Below are 18,190 nucleotides of genomic sequence, written 5' to 3'. Positions count from 1 at the left end.
GAGCGGCGCAATTACTGACCGTTTTTGACTTTGCTCCAGATCCGCGTCCGCACCCGCTCGGTGGCCGGCGGCAGCGGCTGAAGGGTGAACAACGTGGCCAAGGCTTCGGCGGACGGGTACACCGCCGGATTGTTGCGGGTCGCTTCGGCCACCAGTGGCGTGGCGCTGCGGTTGCCGTTGGGGTAGTTGAGGTGGTCACTGACCGGGGCAATCACATCAGGGCGCATCAAGTAATCGATGAACGCCAGCCCTTGCTCCGGGTGCGGTGCATCCTTGAGCAACACGAGGGTGTCGAACCACACCGGCGCGCCTTCCTTGGGCAGGCTGTAGGCGATCTTCACGCCGTTGTTGGCCTGCTCGGCGTTGGTCTTGGCTTCGAGCATCGCGCCCGACCAGCCCACCGCCACGCAAATGTTGCCGTTGGCCAGGTCGCTGATGAACTTCGACGAGTTGAAGTAGGCGATGTGCGGACGCAGTTTCAGCAGCAGCGCTTCCGCCTTCTTGTAGTCCTCGGGGTTGGTGCTGTTGGGCGGCAGACCGAGGTAGTGCAGGGCGACCGGCAGCATCTCGGACGGCGAGTCGAGCATGGCCACGCCGCACTGGCCGAGCTTGGCCAGGTTGGCTTCGTTGAACACCAGCTCCCAGGAATCCACCGGCGCCTTGTCGCCCAGCGCGGCGCGAACCTTGTCGACGTTGTAGCCGATGCCGTTGGTGCCCCACAGGTACGGCACGGCGTACTGATTGCCTGGGTCGTTGTTGGCCAGTTTCGCCAACAGATCAGCGTCCATGTTTTTGAAGTCAGGCATCTTTGCATGGGGCAGGGGCGCGAGTGCGCCAGCCTTGATCAAGGTCGGCAGGCTGAAGTTACTGGCCACCACCACGTCATAACCGCTGCGGCTGGTCAGCAGTTTTCCTTCCAGCACTTCGGCGCTGTCGAACGTGTCGTAAACCGGTGAGATGCCGGTGTCGCGTTTGAAGTCGTGCAGGGTCGTGGGGCCGATGTAGTCATACCAGTTGTAGACGTGAACCGTCGGGCCCTCGGCAGCCACCGCCGCCAGCGAAACGCACAGACAGGCGCTCAACCCAAGATTGATCTGTTGACGGGGACGACTCATGATGCGGCACTCCTAGCCTGCTGCAGGCCGGTGATGAACAGGTGCTTGCAGCGTATCGGCAGGCCGGGAACTCACCCATTCCCATCATGGGTTACTCGAAAGGGGTAGAGCGTGGATGCGTTGCTGAAAGAGTTGCCGGTGCACCAGGGCCTGGCGCGGGTGTTTGGCGCGTTGGGGCAGGACGGTTTCTGGCGTGCGCTGCTCGATACGCTGCGACTGCTGGTGCCGCTGGACAATGCCTTGGTCGCGGTGATGACGCCTGGCCGAGTGCCGCGCCTGCTGATTGATTTCGACACCAGGGGCAGCGGCGACGACCCTGACGAACTGGCCGGCTACAGCGCCGGCATGTACCTGCTCGATCCGTTTTATCAGGCGGCCTGTGCCGGTATCGCTGACGGTTTGCACAGCCTCGATTCGGTAGCCCCCGACCAGTTTCAGCAGAGCGAGTATTACCTGAGCTACTTCCGCTCGGTGGTGGGCAGTGATGAGTTGCAGTTCATGATCAACGCCGAGGGTGCCCTGCTCGGTCTGTCACTGGGTCGCTCGACGTGCTTTACCCTGGAAGAGCAGGGCCGTCTGCTCTGTGTGCGTGACTGGGTGTTGGCCGCGATGCGTCGTCACCTGCAATTGATGCCGCCGGAAGGCCCGGCCACCGAGGCTGTGGCCGGGGATTTGGCGACCCTGCTGGATCGCTTTGATGCGCGCTTGACGGTGAGGGAAATCGAAACGGCGCGCCTGATTCTTCAGGGCTTCTCCAGCAAGGCGATTGCCCAGCAACTGGGGATTTCGCCGGAAACGGTGAAGGTGCATCGGCGCAACGTCTATCACAAGCTCAATGTGAACGGGCATGGCGAGTTGTTCGCGTTGGTATTGCGGCCGCGTTGATATCAACTTCAAAAGATCTTTAGTTAGCCGAGCGTAAACACCAACGCCTTCAACCCACACTCGACATCCGCATCCGGAAACTCCGGCGGGTTCTCCAGCCGTCGCTCGAACCGCAGGCTCGGCGCTTCACGCATCACGCCCTCGATAAGGAAGTCCGCGCCAAACGCCGGGTCATTCATGCAGGCCAGCACCGTGCCTTGCGGGCTGAGCAATTCCGGCAACCGCCGCAGCACGCGCTGGTAATCCTTGGTCAGCAAAAAGCTGCCTTTCTGAAAGGAGGGCGGGTCGATGATCACCAGGTCATACGGACCTTTGCCGATCACCTTGCCCCAGGACTTGAACAGGTCGTGGCCGAGAAAACTCACCTTGCTCAAGTCGTGCCCGTTGAGCCGGTGATTGTCGCGGCCACGGCTCAGGGCCGGGCTGGACATGTCCAGATTGACCACGTGTTCAGCGCCACCCTCGATGGCCGCCACCGAAAAACCGCAGGTGTAGGCGAACAGGTTCAACACCCGCTTGCCCTGTGCATTGGCGCGCACCCAATCGCGGCCGTAGCGCATGTCGAGGAACAAACCGGTGTTCTGCTTGCGGCCCAGGTCCACGCGATAGCGCAGGCCACCCTCGGTGATGGTCATGTCCTCGATCACATCCCCGACCAGCCATTCGGTGGTGCTTTGCAGCAGGTAACGATGCTGCAGCGCCAGGGTATGTGCGCCGGATTGCGTCCACTCGGGTGACCGGGTGATCGCCATCAGCCGCTGTTTCAACGCATCCAGTTGCGCTGCTTCAGGTTCCTTGAACAGTGACACCAGCACCACGCCCTGCAGCCAGTCGACGGTCAGTTGCTCCAGACCCGGCCAGCAGCGACCGCGACCGTGGAACAGCCGGCGGGTTTCTGCGGGGGCCGTTGCCAGGGCTGTCAGCAGATGGTCGTGGAGGGTGGTCAGCGCTTCTGAGTTCATCGGGTCGGATCGGCGATTTGAGGGGGCGGCATTTTAACCACAATTGCAGCGAATGAGCGGATGACGCAATCAATGTGGGAGTTTCTATGCTTGGAGGTCCTACTCCCAGATACAGGGCTGGCTTGTATCCGCCTGGCTTTTCATCAAAGTCAACACAGGTGGCAGCCATCAAATATTTAGTTACGATGCCGGCGTTGCTGTAATTGCCTGGACGTTCAAACTGCGCGACAAACCATTTCGCAGCGTTAGACCCCTGCATACATTGACGGTAGAAACAAATAGCATGTTCTCTTCTTGCGGTTCTTCAAGCTTGTTAAGCACTCAAAGTGTTCGACAGAAAGTTAGCGAAACAGCCTCTGCAACAGCAGCATCCAAACAGTATTTCTGCTCTTCTTTTTCTGAAGCTAGAGGAGATCGCGTACTAGGTCTGTCTTCGATCACCAGCAAGGAAAATTCTACATGGACGCCTGTCCGTCTCCTGGAAAGTCTGAGGGTTGCATTTAATATAATGGCTGAGCAGCCTGAAGCCTATAATTTTGAAAGTCTGCCAGGCACAGAGGTAAACGACAAACCTACTACGATAATCGACGTGGAAGACGCGCTGGCAGTTGTCGTGACGGCAGAGAAACAACGAAAAAAGCCAAGTAGGGATAATAATTCGTTTGGCAATAACAATGCCAAGGATGGCAAGGTTGCTTTGTCGGATGTTACACCCAGTGTACCCGTGGATTGTGTTATAGATTTTGTGACCGGTTTTTTTGATTGTGTTGTCGAGTTGGAAGAGAGAGCACAAGAGAGTGGAGGTGTTAACAATGCTTTTTCAGACATTCCGGATAGTACAAGCAATAAACTGGATAAGTTGTTTTCAGATCTGTGCAAGCATCCTGGTTATGCTCATGCATACGGCCTCCTCGATGCAGAAGAAGGACGGGAAAAATTTACCAGGGGAGAAGCATGGCAACGGATTCATAAATCGGCCACCTACCTCTTTTCTAATATAAGTAAACGTATGATCGATGAGTTTATTCAGCAAAAAAGTGAAGGTGTGTCAACGGCCTGCCTCCATGTTCTGCTGGATGATATTCAGATGGTTGATGTGGTTGATAATAAAGAGCTGGAAGCAAACGGAATAACGGCGGAAGAACTGCGCCATTTGTATCGATGCAGAGCGCAACTGGGCGATACCGTCAGGTTCTATAAAAACAACATGCCGGAACCCTCGCCGTGGGAGCAGGATCCAGAATTGTGGGCTCGCTATGTACCCGCGAAAGAAACAGTTCCACCCGGTGTGGCATCGTCGGGTACGACATTGAATGCTTCTGCAATGTCAACATTTGAAGTCCCAAGTGTTCTGGAGAAAAGCCGAGTAGTGCTCAGGGAGGATCCCAATGGTCAAATGCAGAAACCAGCTTATCCTGATCAAGTTTTTCACCTCAGAAAAAACGACAAAAATGAATATGAGTTTGTTCGGCAAGACAATGGGGAAAGGTATGATCTGGAAGGTGTGCTCGCGTTTGTGATACTTGCCGAGGAGCCTGACCATATTATTTGCGGTTCGAGAAATTACGAAAGAAGTTCAAACGGAAAGCTCAACAATCATCGATATAAAGACCCGTTCTTTGTCGACGGTCACAGTTCGTTAAGCGGCGGCAAGCCAACACTCTTTGCGGGCGAGATTCTATTTGAAGAAGGAAAAATAAAATTCTGGACAAATGGTAGTGGCCATTATAAGCCTCACGCCGAGCACCGCTTTAGCAATCTCACAGATTTGACTAAACGCCTACTCCCGGAAGACTGTTTTCGGGACCACGATAAATTGACTGGAACGGAAATACAGGCGCTGGAGAGGCATAAAATAATTCCGAAGGAATTAGAGGATGTTTCAGATGATGGCGATGACAGTCTGAGCGAAGACGATGAAAACGCCGCCTTCATTGCCCAGCGTAAAAAAACGGGTTTGAGAGGAGGGGGCGCAGCCGATCGAAAAACATCGGAAGGCGTCTGCGCTCCTGTATTCAATGCTATGGAAAAGAAGCCTCGTGACGATGATTCTGATAACGGCGGAGCCGGTGCGGGGGCATTCTCGGCACCTCACCGAACAGATATTTTATCTGACAGCGATAGTGAGGATGACGCAAAGCCAGATAGGCCATCCGGTTCTGCCAATGCAATGACCCCGCCCACTGCTCCAGTGAGCAAATCGCTGGATACTGTTGGTCCTGCTAGCGTTGAACTACAACATAAATTGACAATGGCTTTGAACTCAGGAGAAGAAATCAAGGCGGTGCAAATTGAACGGATGTTGGAATTTGCCATTTTGCTGGCGAAGTCTTCACCTGTCGTACAAGCCTCGGTCATTGATTTGAATCTTTTTAAGCGAGCAGATGAACTGTTCAGAATTCCGGTCTCGTATTTCAATGGTCGCCTCTTGGGGTCGAAAGCAAGTTGGGTGCCTGGGCAAATAGCGAAGAGTTTGATGCAGTCTCTGAATAACTGTGTAAGCAATGGGACATTGAGTGAGGAACGTGCACGAGGTTTTCTGGCTCGAAAGTTTCCAGGCTTTGAGCGTCCTCAAGCCGGGTCCGTCAACATATTTGCCGACCCCAGGAGGCAGGATCAGGCAGTTCACGAGATAAGTTTATTGATAGGGACCAGGGAGCAGCGCCAGGAAAGAATTGCAGCGGATAACCGTCGAATAGCCGATGAGGCAAATGAGGTGGCGCGAAAGAAACAAGAGCGCAAACAGCACGATGCTGAACTGGCGAAATTTTCAGTCCGTGCGGGTGCCCAGGCTTATCAAACCAGTTTGAATAAGCGTGATCGAGAGGAGAATGAGCGCCAAGATATGCTGAGTCGGGGGCAAGCAGAAAAACAGACAAACTATCTGAATGCCCGCGCAGTCAGGGGGCGTGAGTGGACTAATGTACTTGCTGGAATTGGACGGTCGCAAACTTATCAGGCACACCTAAGTAGTGAGAGGCGAAAACAAGAGCAAGAAAATAGCCAGCGGAGCGTGCAAAGAAGTTTGCCGGAAACCCATGTCGACAAGCCTTTGGAACGCACCAGCAGCACTGACAGTTCTGATTCTGGTTACAGCTCATCGAGTAGCTTGAGTCGTTCCTTTAGTAGCGGGCCAATTACTTCGGCTGATATAAACCAGGAGATATTGGACTTGAGGAGTGAGTATACTCCAGAGCTATCAGATATTGATTTGGTCCAGGTCGAAAAAACTCATATGGACATTCCGGAAGCGAGAAGCACTGTAGGGGCAGAGGAGGCGTTTAGACTCTATGAGGACAGCGTGAATAGATTTTTATCTCTAGGCCCTAAGATAGAAGATTTTGAGGCGGAGCTAGCTAAACATCGTGTCGATGATTAACTCACGGGACAAAACAAGCGGCTCTGGCCCTTGGAGTTATCACAAATAATTTAACTTTACGTGAGGATTTGGCGATCTGTCGGCTCCCATACTCGGCTCCAACGAATAACAACACCGCCGGGAGCCCATCATGTCGCCGATACCTGCTTCATCCCATCCGCGCTGGCTCCGGCTCACCCACTGGCTGAACGCGCTGGCGGTGCTGGTCATGGTCACCAGCGGTTGGCGCATCTACAACGCTTCCCCGCTTTACGACTTCAGTTTTCCCAAAGGCATCACCTTGGGCGGATGGCTCGGCGGTGCATTGCAATGGCATTTCGCCGCGATGTGGTTCCTCGCCATCAACGGGCTCGTTTACCTGGTCATCAACCTCGCCAGCGGTCGTCTGTCACGGCGCTTTTTCCCGGTGTCACCCAAAGGTGTTGTGCACGACCTGTGGGCTGCATTGCGCGGGCGTCTGGGGCATGCCGACCTGAGTCATTACAACCAGGTGCAACGGCTGGCCTACCTGTTCGTGATGGTCGATATCACGCTGCTGGTGATCTCCGGGTTGGTGTTGTGGAAGTCCGTCCAGTTTCCGCTGTTGCGTGAATTGCTGGGCGGCTACGAAGCGGCGCGGCATGTGCATTTCATCGCGATGGCGCTGTTGATGGCCTTTGTGGCGGTGCATCTGGCGATGGTCGCGCTCGTTCCCAAAACGTTGCTGGCCATGATTGTCGGTCGCAAGGAGTCCGTATGAAAAAGCGCATCGAGGGTCTGGACGAGTCGTCCATCCTGAAAGACGCCCGGAAAATCATTGCACCGCAGATCGAGGACCGCTCACGCCGCTCGTTCCTGATGCGTGGGCTGACCCTCGGTGGCGTGGCCATGTTGTCCGGCTGCAACATCACCGACAACGAAAGCGTCGAGACGGCGTTGTCCTCCATGTCGCGGTTCAACGATCGGGTGCAGGGCTGGTTGTTCAATCCCAACGCACTGGCGCCGACCTATCCGGCGTCGATGATCACCCGGCCGTTTCCGTTCAATGCCTTTTACGGCATCGACGAGGCACCCACCGTCGAGGAAGAAAGCTATCGACTGGAAGTCACCGGGCTGGTGGCCGACAAACGCAGCTGGCGCCTCGAAGAGCTGCGCGCGATGGCGCAGAACGAGCAGATCACCCGGCATATCTGCGTCGAAGGCTGGAGCGCGATCGGGCGTTGGGGCGGCGTACGGTTCAGCGATTTCCTGAAACGAGTCGGTGCTGACACCGATGCCAGATATGTCGGCTTCAAATGCGCCGACGACTACTACACCAGCATCGACATGGCCACCGCGCTGCACTCGCAGACCCTGCTGGCGCTGACCTATGACGGCGCGGTGCTGCCTCGTGAATACGGCTTCCCGATGAAGCTGCGCATGCCCACCAAGCTCGGCTACAAAAACCCCAAACACATCCAGGCGATTTTCGTCAGCAACACCTACAGCGGCGGCTACTGGGAAGACCAGGGCTACAACTGGTTCGGTGGCAGCTGATGGCGCCCGACAACTTCACTCACCCGCAACCTGTGCTTCAAGGAGTTTCATCATGAAAAAGTTGACCACCGTCGTTCTGTCCATGTGCCTCGCCATGGGTGCTGCCAGTGTATTTGCCGCTGAAGCAACCAACGGCATGAGCAATGACAGCATGAGCAAGGATTCGATGTCCAAGGACGCCATGAAGAAAGACACGATGAAAAAGGATGACATGAGCAAGGACACGATGAAGAAAGATGCCATGTCCAAGGATTCGATGAGCAAGGACGGGATGAAGAAAGATGCGATGTCCAAGGACGCCATGAAGAAAGACAACATGTCGCAATAAGCCAACACAGCGCGACCCCTGCAGGAGCGAGCTCTTGTGGCGAGGGAGCTTGTTCCCGCTGGACTGCGCAGCAGGCCCATTTTCTGGGTCCGCTCCGCGAACCAGCGGGAGCAAGCTCCCTCGCCACAAGAGCTCGCTCCTGCAGATTTATCAGGGTATGACTTGAAGTCATGCCCCCATGACTTTTAATGGTTACAGCCCCGCCAACCCCCAGTGTTAAAAAATCGCAAACACAGCTCATCAACAACAAAAAAGAGCGTTTGCACTCATGACTGATTCTCTCCGCCACGACCCGCGCTCTTCGACTCCCGACATTTGCCACGCGACCGCCACGGTCTGCGTGCATTTCTGATCACCCCAAATCCCTGAAGAGTAACGACTCATGAAAGAACTCGACCTGTATATCGGTGAAGGCTTCGAAGGCCCGGGCGTGAACGCCGCGCACATCAACATGTTGATCGGCCCGCGCAACGGCCCGGCAGGGCAGGCGTTCGCCAATAGTCTGGCATCGCCGAGCCAGGGCCATTGCCCGTTCATGGTGATCGCCCAGCCGAACATTCCGGTCAAGCCGATGACCCTTTACGTGAACAAAGCCGCGATCGGCAGTGACCTGCACGGCAACGCAACCTGGGGCGCGTCCCAGGCCGGGATCGCCAAGGCGGTGCTGGAAGCCTTGCTCGACGGCACCTTGCCGCCGGAGGCCGAAGACGAGTGGGCCATCGTCACCGCGAACTGGGTCAACCCGGCGTGCGATGACCTCGATGCGGTCTACCTGAACAACTACAACGCCTGCCGCACGGCGATCCGTGCCGCGCTGACCGGCAAACCGGAAACCGCGCAACTGGCGGATGTGGTCAATCACATCAGCAACCCTTTCTACACGCCAAAAGCCTGAGGTCCGAACCATGCAATACATTCGTTTGGGCAACTCCGGCCTGCAAGTCTCCCGTCTGTGCCTGGGCACCATGAACATGGGCACCCCGGACTGGAAACCCTGGATTTTCGATGAGAAGAAAAGCGAGCCGATCGTCGCGCACGCGCTGGACAACGGCGTGAATTTCATCGACCTCGCGGACTTCTATTCCGCCGGTGTCGGCGAGGAAGTCGTGGGGCGCATCGTCAAGCGCCTGGCCCGCCGCGAAGACCTGGTGATCACCACCAAAGTCGGCTATGGCACCCGCGCCGGCATCAACGCCAGCGGCCATTCGCGCAAGCACATCATGGACAGCATCGACGCGTCGCTGAAGCGACTGAACATGGATTACGTCGATGTGTTCATGCTGCATTACTTCGACGTGAACACTCCGGTCGAAGAAACCATGAGCGCGATGAACGACATCGTGCGGTCCGGCAAGGCGCGTTACATCGGCGTGTCGACCATGCTCACCGGGCAGCTGGCGAAGATACTCATGGCCTGCGAGCGCAACGGTTGGGTCAAACCGATCAACATGCAACTGCAACTGAACTGCGCCTACCGCGAAGAAGAGCGCGAGATGATTCCGTTCTGCCGCGACCAGGGGTTGGGCGTCTCGGTTTTCAGCCCGCTGGCCCGAGGTCTGTTGACCGGCGACGTGCAATCGACCCGCAACCAGACTGACTTTTTCACCCAGCAGATGTACAGCGACGAAGCCTCGTTCGAGATCGCGCATTCGGTACAGCGTGTGGCCCGTGCTCGCGGCGTATCCAACGCGCAGATCGCCCAGGCCTGGGTCGCCAATCATCCCGGCGTGGATTGCATGCTGGTCGGCGCCGACACCACCCAGCAGTTCGACAGCGCCCTGGCCGCGCTGGAAACCCGACTCGATGCCGAAGAGCTGCATGAGCTGGAACGCAACTACACCCCGTGCGACGTGATCAACGATTACACCGCCGGTAAACGTATCCTGCGTTCGGCCCGCCCGGGTCTGGAACGTTTCAACCTGACCGAGGCTGTGGCATGAGCGCGTTGATCCGTCACGGCAATTTCATCGATGGCCAATGGTCCAGCGGTGGTGTCACTTACCCGGTGCTGAACCCGGCCAATGGCGAACTGATCGCCGACGTGCAAAAGGCCGGCGCCGAACAAACCAGCCTTGCAATCGACGCCGCCAACCGTGCCTTGCCGGCCTGGCGCAAGTTGACCGCCAAGGAACGCAGCCAGAAGCTCAAGCGCTGGGGCGAGCTGATGCTGAGCAACCAGAAGGAGCTGGCGACGCTGCTCAGCCGCGAGCAGGGCAAGCCGCTGGCCGAAGCCATGGGCGAAGTGGTCTACGCCGCGAGTTTTCTGGAGTGGTTTGCCGAAGAAGCCAAGCGCGCCTATGGCGACGTGATCCCGAGCCACAAGGCGGATGCGCGGATCATCGTGGTCAAGGAAGCCATCGGCGTGGTCGCTGCGATCACACCATGGAACTTCCCGCTGGCGATGGTCACGCGCAAGGTCGGCCCGGCATTGGCGGCGGGTTGCACGATGATTCTCAAGCCTTCGGAAGAAACCCCGCTGTCGGCGTTTGCCCTGGCGGTACTGGCCGAGCAGGCCGGGATTCCGGCGGGCGTGTTCAACATCGTTTCAGGTGATGCGGTGGCGATTGGTGGGGCGCTGCAAGCTTCCGGCATCGTGCGCAAGCTGTCGTTTACCGGCTCCACGCGCACCGGCAAATTGCTGATGCGTCAGGCGGCCGACACCCTGAAAAAAGTCTCGCTGGAACTGGGCGGCAACGCGCCGTTCATTGTCTTCGACGATGCCGATCTGGACGCCGCCGTCAAAGGCGCAATGGCCTCGAAATTCCGCAACACCGGGCAAACCTGCGTTTGCGTGAACCGCTTCTTCATTCAGGACGGCGTCTACGAGGCCTTCACCGGCAAGCTCGCCGAAGCCGTGGCGGCGATGCGGGTCGGCAGTGCGCTGGACGGTGAAACCGAGCAAGGTCCGCTGATCAACGCGGCGGCGCTGGCCAAGGTCGAGCTGCATGTCAGCGACGCATTGGGGAAGGGCGCCAAGCTATTGTGCGGCGGCCGTCGCCACGCACTCGGCGGCACGTTTTATGAACCTACCATCCTCGCCGAAGCCAACAGCGACATGTTGATTGCTCAGGACGAGACCTTCGGTCCGGTTGCCGCTTGCTTCCGCTTCAAGGACGAAGCCGAAGTGCTGCAAAAGGCCAACGACACGCCGTATGGCTTGTCGGCCTACTTCTACAGCCGCGACATCGGCCGAGTGTGGCGCATGGCCGAAGGCTTGGAAGCGGGCATGGTCGGGATCAACGAAGGGATCATTTCCACGGAGGTGGCGCCGTTCGGCGGCGTCAAGGAATCGGGCCTCGGTCGAGAGGGTTCGAAGTACGGCCTGGATGATTACCTGGAAATCAAATACCTGTTGATGGGTGGTCTCTAACCCCATCACCTGTAGGAACGCGCTTTTGTGGCGAGGGGACAAATCCCCTCGCCACACCAGTCCGCACACAGCAAAAACGATCGGTTTCATTTCTCCGTCAATAACAACAATTGGAGACTTACATGTCCGTACAACCGGTAAAAATCGACGACTTGCCCATCGGGCGCTTCCATCTCAAGATCGCCGGCCTGACCTTCGGTGCACATTTCACCGACGGCTACATTCTCGGCCTGATCGGTATCGCCTTCACCCTGCTGAGCCCACAGATGCAGCTGGATGCATTTTGGCAGGGGCTGATCGGCGCATCGGCGCTGATCGGGCTGTTTCTCGGCAGCCTGTTTTTCGGCTGGATTTCCGACAAGGTCGGCCGGCAGAAAATTTTCCTGGTCAGCTTCGTGTTGATCACCATCGCCTCGGTCATGCAGTTCTACGCTGAAACGGCCATGGGCCTGTTTCTCTGTCGGGTGCTGATCGGTATCGGCCTGGGTGGTGACTTCAGTGTCGGCCACGCCATGCTCGCCGAGTTCGCGCCGAAGAAACACCGGGGTGTATTGCTGGGTTCGTTCAGCGTGATCTGGACCTTCGGTTATGTCGCCGCAACTTTCGTCGGCACCGCCATGCTCAGCCTTGGCGACGATGCCTGGCGCTGGATGCTGGCCTCGTCGGCGATCCCGGCGGCGTTGATTCTGATCGCCCGCATCGGCACGCCAGAGTCTCCGCGCTGGTTGGTCAATCAGGGCCGGATTGCCGAGGCCCGAGCCATCGTCAAAAAACACCTGGGTGCCAACGTCGAGCTCGACGAAACCCAGTCCACCGAAACCCGTTCTGGCTATGCGGTGTTGTTCAGTCGCGAATACCGCAAGCGTACCGCGTTCAACTGCCTGTTCTTCGTGTGCATCGTGATGCCGTATTTCGCCATCTACACCTTCTTGCCGTCGATCCTGCAGAAGATGGGCCTGGCCGAAGGCTTCGGCACCGAGCTGATGCTGAACCTGTTGCTGATCCTCGGCGCGTTGATCGGGATCTGGTGCACCATCAAGTTCTCGCGACGCGGGTTCCTGATCAACTCGTTCATCATCCTGGCGGTGGCGTTGTTCATGTTGGCCGTGTTGCCGAGTAGCGCAGCGTTCCTGATGGTGCTGGTGTTCGGACTGTTCACCCTGGTGTTGTCGGCGGTGAGCAATCTGGTGGGCGTGTTCCCGGCCGAGAGCTTCCCGACCGAAGTGCGGGCCAGCGGGATCGGCCTGGCGACGGCAGTGAGTCGTTTGGGCTCGGCGGTCAGCACGTTCCTGTTGCCGGTGAGTGTGGCGGGAATTGGCTTGAGTCCGACCATGGGGATACTGGCGGCGATTCTGGCTCTGGGCGCGTTGTTGTCCTGGGCCTGGGCGCCGGAGACCAAATCGTTGACGTTGAGCCAGGCGTGCAAGGCGCAGAGTCCGGTCGAAGCGGGCGTTCCGCTGGCAGCAAAAGTCGCGACACCGGTCTAAAGGTTTACGACGGATCAAATGTGGGAGCGAGCCTGCTCGCGATGGCGGTGGATCAGTCAACATCAATGTTGAATGTAATGCCCTCATCGCGAGCAGGCTCGCTCCCACAGGGGGAATATCACTGTTTCAGGGATTACTGACCAACCCCAGCCAGTCCGTAAACAACCGCACTTTCGACAACCCCTGTTTGTCGTTCGCCACATCCAGCCAATAGCCATACGGCCCGATCACTTCCACGGGGGTGATCGGCAACAAACTGCCATTGGCCAGTTCCTTCTCGATCATCTGCCGGTCGATCACCGCCAGGCCACCGCCCGCCAGCGCGGTGTGGATCACCTGATCCAGCGTGCTGAATTCCAGCCCTTGGTCCGCATCGACATCATCCCGGCCCATCGCCGCCAGCCAGTTTTCCCAGACCTTCAGGCGCTTGCCGTCATGCAGGATGTGCAGCAACGGAAACTGCCGCAGATCCGGTGGCTGGCCATCGTTGAACAGCTCCGGGCTGGCCACGGCGATATGCCGTTCCATCACGAGCAATTGGCTGCTGCAGTGGGTGGCTGCTTCGAGGCCGAAGCGGATGTGGCAGTCGATTTCGGCGAGGCTGTCGTGGCTCGCCTGGTTGGTCACGCTCAGGCTGATGTCCGGGTAGCGCTGGCAAAACACGCGCAAATGCGCCGACAACCAGCGCGTGGCCCAGGTCGGTGGCGCGAGGATGCGCAGGCGTTGACGCAGGTTGGGCACGCGCACGGCTTGCAGGGCGCGTTCGATGTGGTCGAAGGCTTCCGCGAGGTGTGGGGAGAGGGCGCTGCCGGTTTCGGTCAGGGACAGGCCCTGGGGTGTGCGGATGAAGAGTGCGACGCCGAGGTAGTCTTCGAGCTGTTTGATCTGACGACTCACCGCACCCTGGGTGACGTTCAGACCGAGTGCCGCCTGGCTGAAACTGCGATGCCGCGCGACCTCTTCGAAAACGCGCAGCATGTTGAGCGAGGGCAGTTGACGCATGGCAGAGGCCTGATTTGTTGTTTTTGGATGGTTTTGTAATGCCTATCTGACTATTAGCAAGGGGCTGGTGCAAGTGGTGTTCGGGCGGACGTCTTCGCGGGCAAGCCCGCTCCCACAAGGATCACCGAACCTGTGGAAGCGGGCTTGCCCGCGATGGCGTACTTAGAGGCGACAAAAATCCTGGATCAGAAGTAATACCCAATGTTCATGTACAACTGATTCTCCCAATGATCAGTCCCGCCAGCGCCCAGGCTCTGGGTGTAGCTGCTGCCACCAATGTACGGATCATTCTTGCCATACAGCCACTCAGTCGCGATCCACAGTTTGCTGAAGGAAAACGAGGTACCGAGAATCATCCGTTGCGAGGTCTTGAACTCGTCGGCGGATTTGTCGAAGGCGCTGTAGTTGGCGTACAGCTTCACGCCGCTGATCTGGTCGAACAGGTACTTGCCGGCCACGTCATAACTCAGGTCCGCCACGTACAGGTTGCCGCGACTGGCGACGTTGTAGGTGCCGTCATAACCACCCAGCGTTACCACTTCATCAGTGCCGGCGTTGCGCGGCGACATCTGTTGCCGCGCCGCTTGCAATTGCACGCCCCACGGACCGTTCTTGCCCAGGTAGTGCACGGCCACGGCGTTGCGTCGGCCGTCGTTGTCGGTGTCCTTGTTTTCCAGGGTCGAGGTCAGGCCGGAGATCCCGACTTCCGATTTCCAGGGCCCCAGGTCCAGCGACTTGGCCACCCGCAGCACCACGGTGTTGCGTTCCTGGTTGTCGCTGCCATCGCCGACGTAGCTGTCGGCCCCGGACACCACGCTGGAGTAGGTCACGCCCTTGCTGGTGCCTTTGCCTTGCCACGCCGGGCGCAGGTAATAGCCGGCCTGGACGTTCCAGTCGCCACTTTGCTGGATGTACTTGGCGCCGATCTGCTGCACATCCTCAAGGCCGATGACGTTGCCCAGGGTTTCGTAGAAGGTGCTGCCGAAATAGGGCTGCAAACCGAATGGCACTGTGTTCAGGCCTACCTGTACTTGCTGGTCGGGGTTGAACTTGTAACCGGCCCACGCAAACTTGGCGAACTGAATATCACCGTAGTCCTTGGTGTACTGGTACGGGTAGGAGCGTCCGTAGAAACGGTACTGAGCCTCACCGATCCAGCTGTCGGAGTTGTACTTGGCGCTAAGGAACACGGTGTCCAGGCCGAACTTCTGGATGTCGCGGTCGGGGTCGTAATCCCAGCGTGCGCGAACGGCGCCGCCGAGGTCGAGGTTGTCGGTGACTTGTACCGCCATGGCGGGCGCGGCAAAGGTGCAGAGCAGAGCGAGGTACGACGGACTAAGGCGCAGGGAAGCAGGGAGGGGCATGGGTCAGCTCTCGTTTATTTTTATTAGAGATGCTGGCCAGTCTTGCCATCAGCGCTGCGTTGAACAAACGATAAAAAATGCGTCGAAACCTTCATCAAACGCATGTTACTGGGAAAATCCTGTAGGACAATTCATCGTCGGCGTGGGATGCTTTACGCCTTGTCATCCACCTTGAGAGCCTTCCATGAAACGCAAAATGCCCGGCCTCAACGCGCTGAAAGCCTTTGAAGTGGCCGGCAGCACGGGCAGCTTCACCCGCGCCGCCGAACTGTTGAACGTGACTCAGAGTGCGGTCAGTCGCCAGGTGCGGCAACTGGAGGAACAGCTCGACGAAAGCTTGCTGGAGCGCCGTCACCATCACCTTGAACTGACCAGCGCCGGGCGCATTCTGCTGCGGGCGCTGCATCAGTCCTTCGACAAGATCGAGCTGACGGTACGCAGCATCCAGCAGAAAACCCATTCCAATCGCCTGCACATCAACGCGCCGCCGACCTTTACCAATCGCTGGCTGATGCCGCGTCTGGGCCGGTTGCGCGAGAAGCATCCGGAGCTGGAACTGAGCATCACCACGCGCTTGCAGGACAGCCTTGCGGAAACCAGCACGCTGGATTGCGCGATCCGGTTCGGCGACGGGGAATGGGATGGCATGGACAGCTCCCTGCTGATTCAGGAGCGGCATATCGCGGTGTGCGCACCGACCTTGTATGCGCGGGAATGGAGCGAGCAGGGCATCGACCTCAATCGCCTGACGCTGCTGCACGTGCTCGCCCGGGAAGACCAGCGCTACCTGACCTGGAAACACTGGCTGGACGCGGCGCGAATCACCGGCGTCGATACCCAGGGCGGCTACGAGTTCGACTTGCTGGACCTGGCGATCCGCGCGGCCACCGACGGGTTGGGCATCACTATTGCCGACTGGCACATGGTCGCCCCGGAACTGGCCAGCGGGCAGTTGACCCAGGTGCTCAACGTGCATGTCGAAGGCCACCAGTCCTACTGGCTGGTGACCCGGCCGGAGCAGACGCAGATGCCGCAATTGCAGGTGTTCAGTCAGTGGTTGCAGGAGGAGATCTGGTTGGCGCAACGGCAGCTTGAACCCTCGACCGCTGCTCTCTGATCACCCTTGCCCGCGGTAACGATCTGTCAGTCAAAAAGAGGCTGATGTGCCGCCGCCATCGCGGGCAAGCCCTCTCCCGCAGGGTTCTGCGTCGACCTGGATATAACATTCTTTTTTTGAATGTTACATCGCTCAATAAATCGTTTGTTCAATGCCGGTCAGATGCCAAGACTGCATCTCACTGGATAAAAACAACGATGGGCGATGCACATGCGACTCGAGCGAAATTTTGTTAATGGCCACTTCATCGAACCCGCCAGCGAAGCGCTGATCGCGGTGTACAACCCCGCGACCGAAGCGCTGGTGGGCCATGTTTCAGCGGCCAATGCCGATGAAGCCACCGCCGCAGTCGAAGCGGCCGCTGCGGCACAAAAAGCCTGGGCCACACTCACCAGCATCGAGCGTGCCGAACACCTGCGTTCGCTTGCCGATGCACTCGATGCCGGTGCCGAGAACATCGGTAAAGCCTTGGCCGCCGAATCCGGCAAGAGCGTCGCTGACGCCAGCAACGAAGCCCGTTACGCCGCGCAGATCACCCGCTACCACGCCGAATGGGCGCGTCGTATCGAAGGCGAGATCATTCCCAGCGACGCCCCGAACGAAAGCCTGTTCCTGCACCGCGAGCCGATTGGCGTAGTCGCGTGCCTGATTCCGTTCAACTACCCGGTCTATACGTTGCTGCGCAAAATTGCCCCGGCGCTGATTGCCGGCAACACCGTGGTCGTGCGTCCAAGCAACAACACACCGACGTCCGCGTTCGAAATCGCCAAGGCTGTGCAGCAATCCACAATGCCTGCGGGCGTGATCAACATCCTGACCATGGACCACGCCACCGCCGCTGCCGTTTGCACGCACAAGGCCGTCGGCTTGATCACCCTGACCGGCAGCGTCAACGCCGGGCGTATCGTGCTCGATTACTGCAAGGCCAACATCGCCAAGCCGTCGCTGGAACTGGGCGGCAAGACCCCGGCGATCATCGAAGCCGATGCTGACCTTGAAGCCGCCGCCACAGCGATTGTTGCCTCCAAGACCACCCACTGCGGTCAGTTGTGCACGGCGGTGGAGCGGGTCTACGTGCAGGAAAGCATCTACGAGCCATTCCTCGCCTTGCTCAAAAGTAAAATCAGTGCCGTGAAATTCGGCGACCGCGCCACCGACGCCAGTCGGATGGGGCCATTGGTCAACGCCAGTGCGCAGCAGAACATCCACGCCATGGTCGAGCGCGCCGTCGCCGCCGGTGCTGTACTGGAAACGGGTGGATTTATTCCGCAGGGCAAAGGTCACTTCTACCCGCCGACCCTGCTCAGTGGCTGCCGTCAGGACATGGAAATCGTCCAGGAAGAAGTCTTCGGTCCGGTGCTGCCGGTGCTCAAGTACCGCGACATCGACGAAGCGCTGGCCTTGGCCAACGACCATCAGTTTGGCCTGTCGTCGGTGCTGTACACCGAGAACTACCGCACCACGATGAAAGTCGCCAACGCCATTGAAGCCGGCGAGTTGTACGTCAATCGCACCCCGGCGGACCCGTACCAGGGCTTTCACGCCGGGTGGAAACGCTCGGGCCTGGGCGGCGATGACGGCAAGCACGGCATGCTCGAATTCACTCAGACCCGGCTTGTGGTCATGAAGTATTGATCCACCGGTAAAACGCCTCACGCTGCACCCA

At 58.2% G+C, this 18,190-nt stretch carries 15 protein-coding genes; 11 read left to right on the top strand and 4 right to left on the bottom strand.

Annotated elements, in window-relative coordinates; all coding sequences use genetic code 11:
* Positions 1-11: 11 nt before the first annotated feature.
* The gene (locus ACM1ZW_RS28385) at positions 12-1,115 is read right to left on the bottom strand and encodes a polyamine ABC transporter substrate-binding protein (RefSeq protein ID WP_416739813.1); all 1,104 of its coding nucleotides are present in this window, start codon (positions 1,113-1,115) and stop codon (positions 12-14) included.
* Positions 1,116-1,226: 111 nt separating this feature from the next.
* Here ACM1ZW_RS28385 and ACM1ZW_RS28380 point away from each other — a divergent pair, with 111 nt between their 5' ends.
* On the top strand, positions 1,227-2,000 hold the full coding sequence (locus ACM1ZW_RS28380) for a helix-turn-helix transcriptional regulator (RefSeq protein ID WP_416739812.1): 774 nt from the start codon (positions 1,227-1,229) through the stop codon (positions 1,998-2,000).
* A gap of 23 nt (positions 2,001-2,023) precedes the next feature.
* Here ACM1ZW_RS28380 and ACM1ZW_RS28375 read toward each other — a convergent pair whose 3' ends face one another.
* Positions 2,024-2,962, bottom strand: a complete 939-nt coding sequence (locus tag ACM1ZW_RS28375) for a class I SAM-dependent methyltransferase (RefSeq protein WP_414884405.1) — start codon at positions 2,960-2,962, stop codon at positions 2,024-2,026.
* 283 nt (positions 2,963-3,245) lie between these two features.
* Here ACM1ZW_RS28375 and ACM1ZW_RS28370 point away from each other — a divergent pair, with 283 nt between their 5' ends.
* From ACM1ZW_RS28370 to ACM1ZW_RS28335, 8 genes are all read left to right on the top strand, one after another.
* The gene (locus ACM1ZW_RS28370) at positions 3,246-6,341 is read left to right on the top strand and encodes a hypothetical protein (RefSeq protein ID WP_416739811.1); all 3,096 of its coding nucleotides are present in this window, start codon (positions 3,246-3,248) and stop codon (positions 6,339-6,341) included.
* 130 nt (positions 6,342-6,471) lie between these two features.
* Complete coding sequence (locus ACM1ZW_RS28365) at positions 6,472-7,080, top strand: cytochrome b/b6 domain-containing protein (RefSeq protein WP_414884407.1); 609 nt, start codon at positions 6,472-6,474, stop codon at positions 7,078-7,080.
* Positions 7,077-7,856 carry a molybdopterin-dependent oxidoreductase gene (locus tag ACM1ZW_RS28360; RefSeq protein WP_017338431.1) on the top strand — a complete coding sequence of 260 codons (780 nt, stop codon included), beginning with the start codon at positions 7,077-7,079 and terminating at the stop codon, positions 7,854-7,856. Before ACM1ZW_RS28365 ends, ACM1ZW_RS28360 begins: the two co-directional genes overlap by 4 nt.
* Before the next feature lie 52 nt (positions 7,857-7,908).
* Positions 7,909-8,184: a pentapeptide MXKDX repeat protein gene (locus ACM1ZW_RS28355; RefSeq protein ID WP_414884408.1), complete on the top strand. Its 276-nt coding sequence runs from the start codon at positions 7,909-7,911 to the stop codon at positions 8,182-8,184.
* A 382-nt stretch (positions 8,185-8,566) separates the two neighbouring features.
* Positions 8,567-9,079, top strand: a complete 513-nt coding sequence (gene fae, locus ACM1ZW_RS28350; RefSeq protein ID WP_017338433.1) for a formaldehyde-activating enzyme — start codon at positions 8,567-8,569, stop codon at positions 9,077-9,079.
* Between the two features lie 10 nt (positions 9,080-9,089).
* Entirely contained in the window at positions 9,090-10,124 is a 1,035-nt protein-coding gene (locus ACM1ZW_RS28345; RefSeq protein ID WP_017338434.1) for an aldo/keto reductase, read from the top strand.
* Positions 10,121-11,554, top strand: a complete 1,434-nt coding sequence (locus tag ACM1ZW_RS28340) for an NAD-dependent succinate-semialdehyde dehydrogenase (protein WP_416739810.1) — start codon at positions 10,121-10,123, stop codon at positions 11,552-11,554. Before ACM1ZW_RS28345 ends, ACM1ZW_RS28340 begins: the two co-directional genes overlap by 4 nt.
* A 122-nt stretch (positions 11,555-11,676) precedes the next feature.
* Positions 11,677-13,041 (top strand): MFS transporter, encoded by a 1,365-nt coding sequence (locus ACM1ZW_RS28335; RefSeq protein ID WP_017337362.1) that lies wholly within the window; start codon positions 11,677-11,679, stop codon positions 13,039-13,041.
* Between the two features lie 126 nt (positions 13,042-13,167).
* On the opposite strand, the gene ACM1ZW_RS28330 is transcribed toward ACM1ZW_RS28335, so the two are convergent.
* Together ACM1ZW_RS28330 and ACM1ZW_RS28325 are read right to left on the bottom strand one after the other, a co-directional pair.
* Positions 13,168-14,043: a LysR substrate-binding domain-containing protein gene (locus ACM1ZW_RS28330; RefSeq protein WP_017339555.1), complete on the bottom strand. Its 876-nt coding sequence runs from the start codon at positions 14,041-14,043 to the stop codon at positions 13,168-13,170.
* Positions 14,044-14,228: 185 nt separating this feature from the next.
* Positions 14,229-15,407 carry a hypothetical protein gene (locus ACM1ZW_RS28325; protein ID WP_017339554.1) on the bottom strand — a complete coding sequence of 393 codons (1,179 nt, stop codon included), beginning with the start codon at positions 15,405-15,407 and terminating at the stop codon, positions 14,229-14,231.
* Between the two features lie 184 nt (positions 15,408-15,591).
* On the opposite strand from ACM1ZW_RS28325, the gene ACM1ZW_RS28320 reads away from it, so the two are divergent.
* Both ACM1ZW_RS28320 and aldA read left to right on the top strand, forming a co-directional pair.
* Entirely contained in the window at positions 15,592-16,524 is a 933-nt protein-coding gene (locus ACM1ZW_RS28320) for a LysR substrate-binding domain-containing protein (protein WP_017339553.1), read from the top strand.
* A 210-nt stretch (positions 16,525-16,734) separates the two neighbouring features.
* A complete protein-coding gene (aldA, locus tag ACM1ZW_RS28315) occupies positions 16,735-18,159 on the top strand; it encodes an aldehyde dehydrogenase (RefSeq protein ID WP_416740854.1) in 1,425 nt (474 codons plus the stop codon).
* Positions 18,160-18,190 lie beyond the last annotated feature (31 nt).

The organism is Pseudomonas sp. NFX71 (assembly GCF_048079215.1).
Taxonomy (GTDB): Bacteria; Pseudomonadota; Gammaproteobacteria; order Pseudomonadales; family Pseudomonadaceae; genus Aquipseudomonas; species Aquipseudomonas fluorescens_B.
The sequence above is the reverse complement of the archived record's forward strand: the minus strand, read 5'-3'. Positions and strand labels throughout refer to the sequence as shown.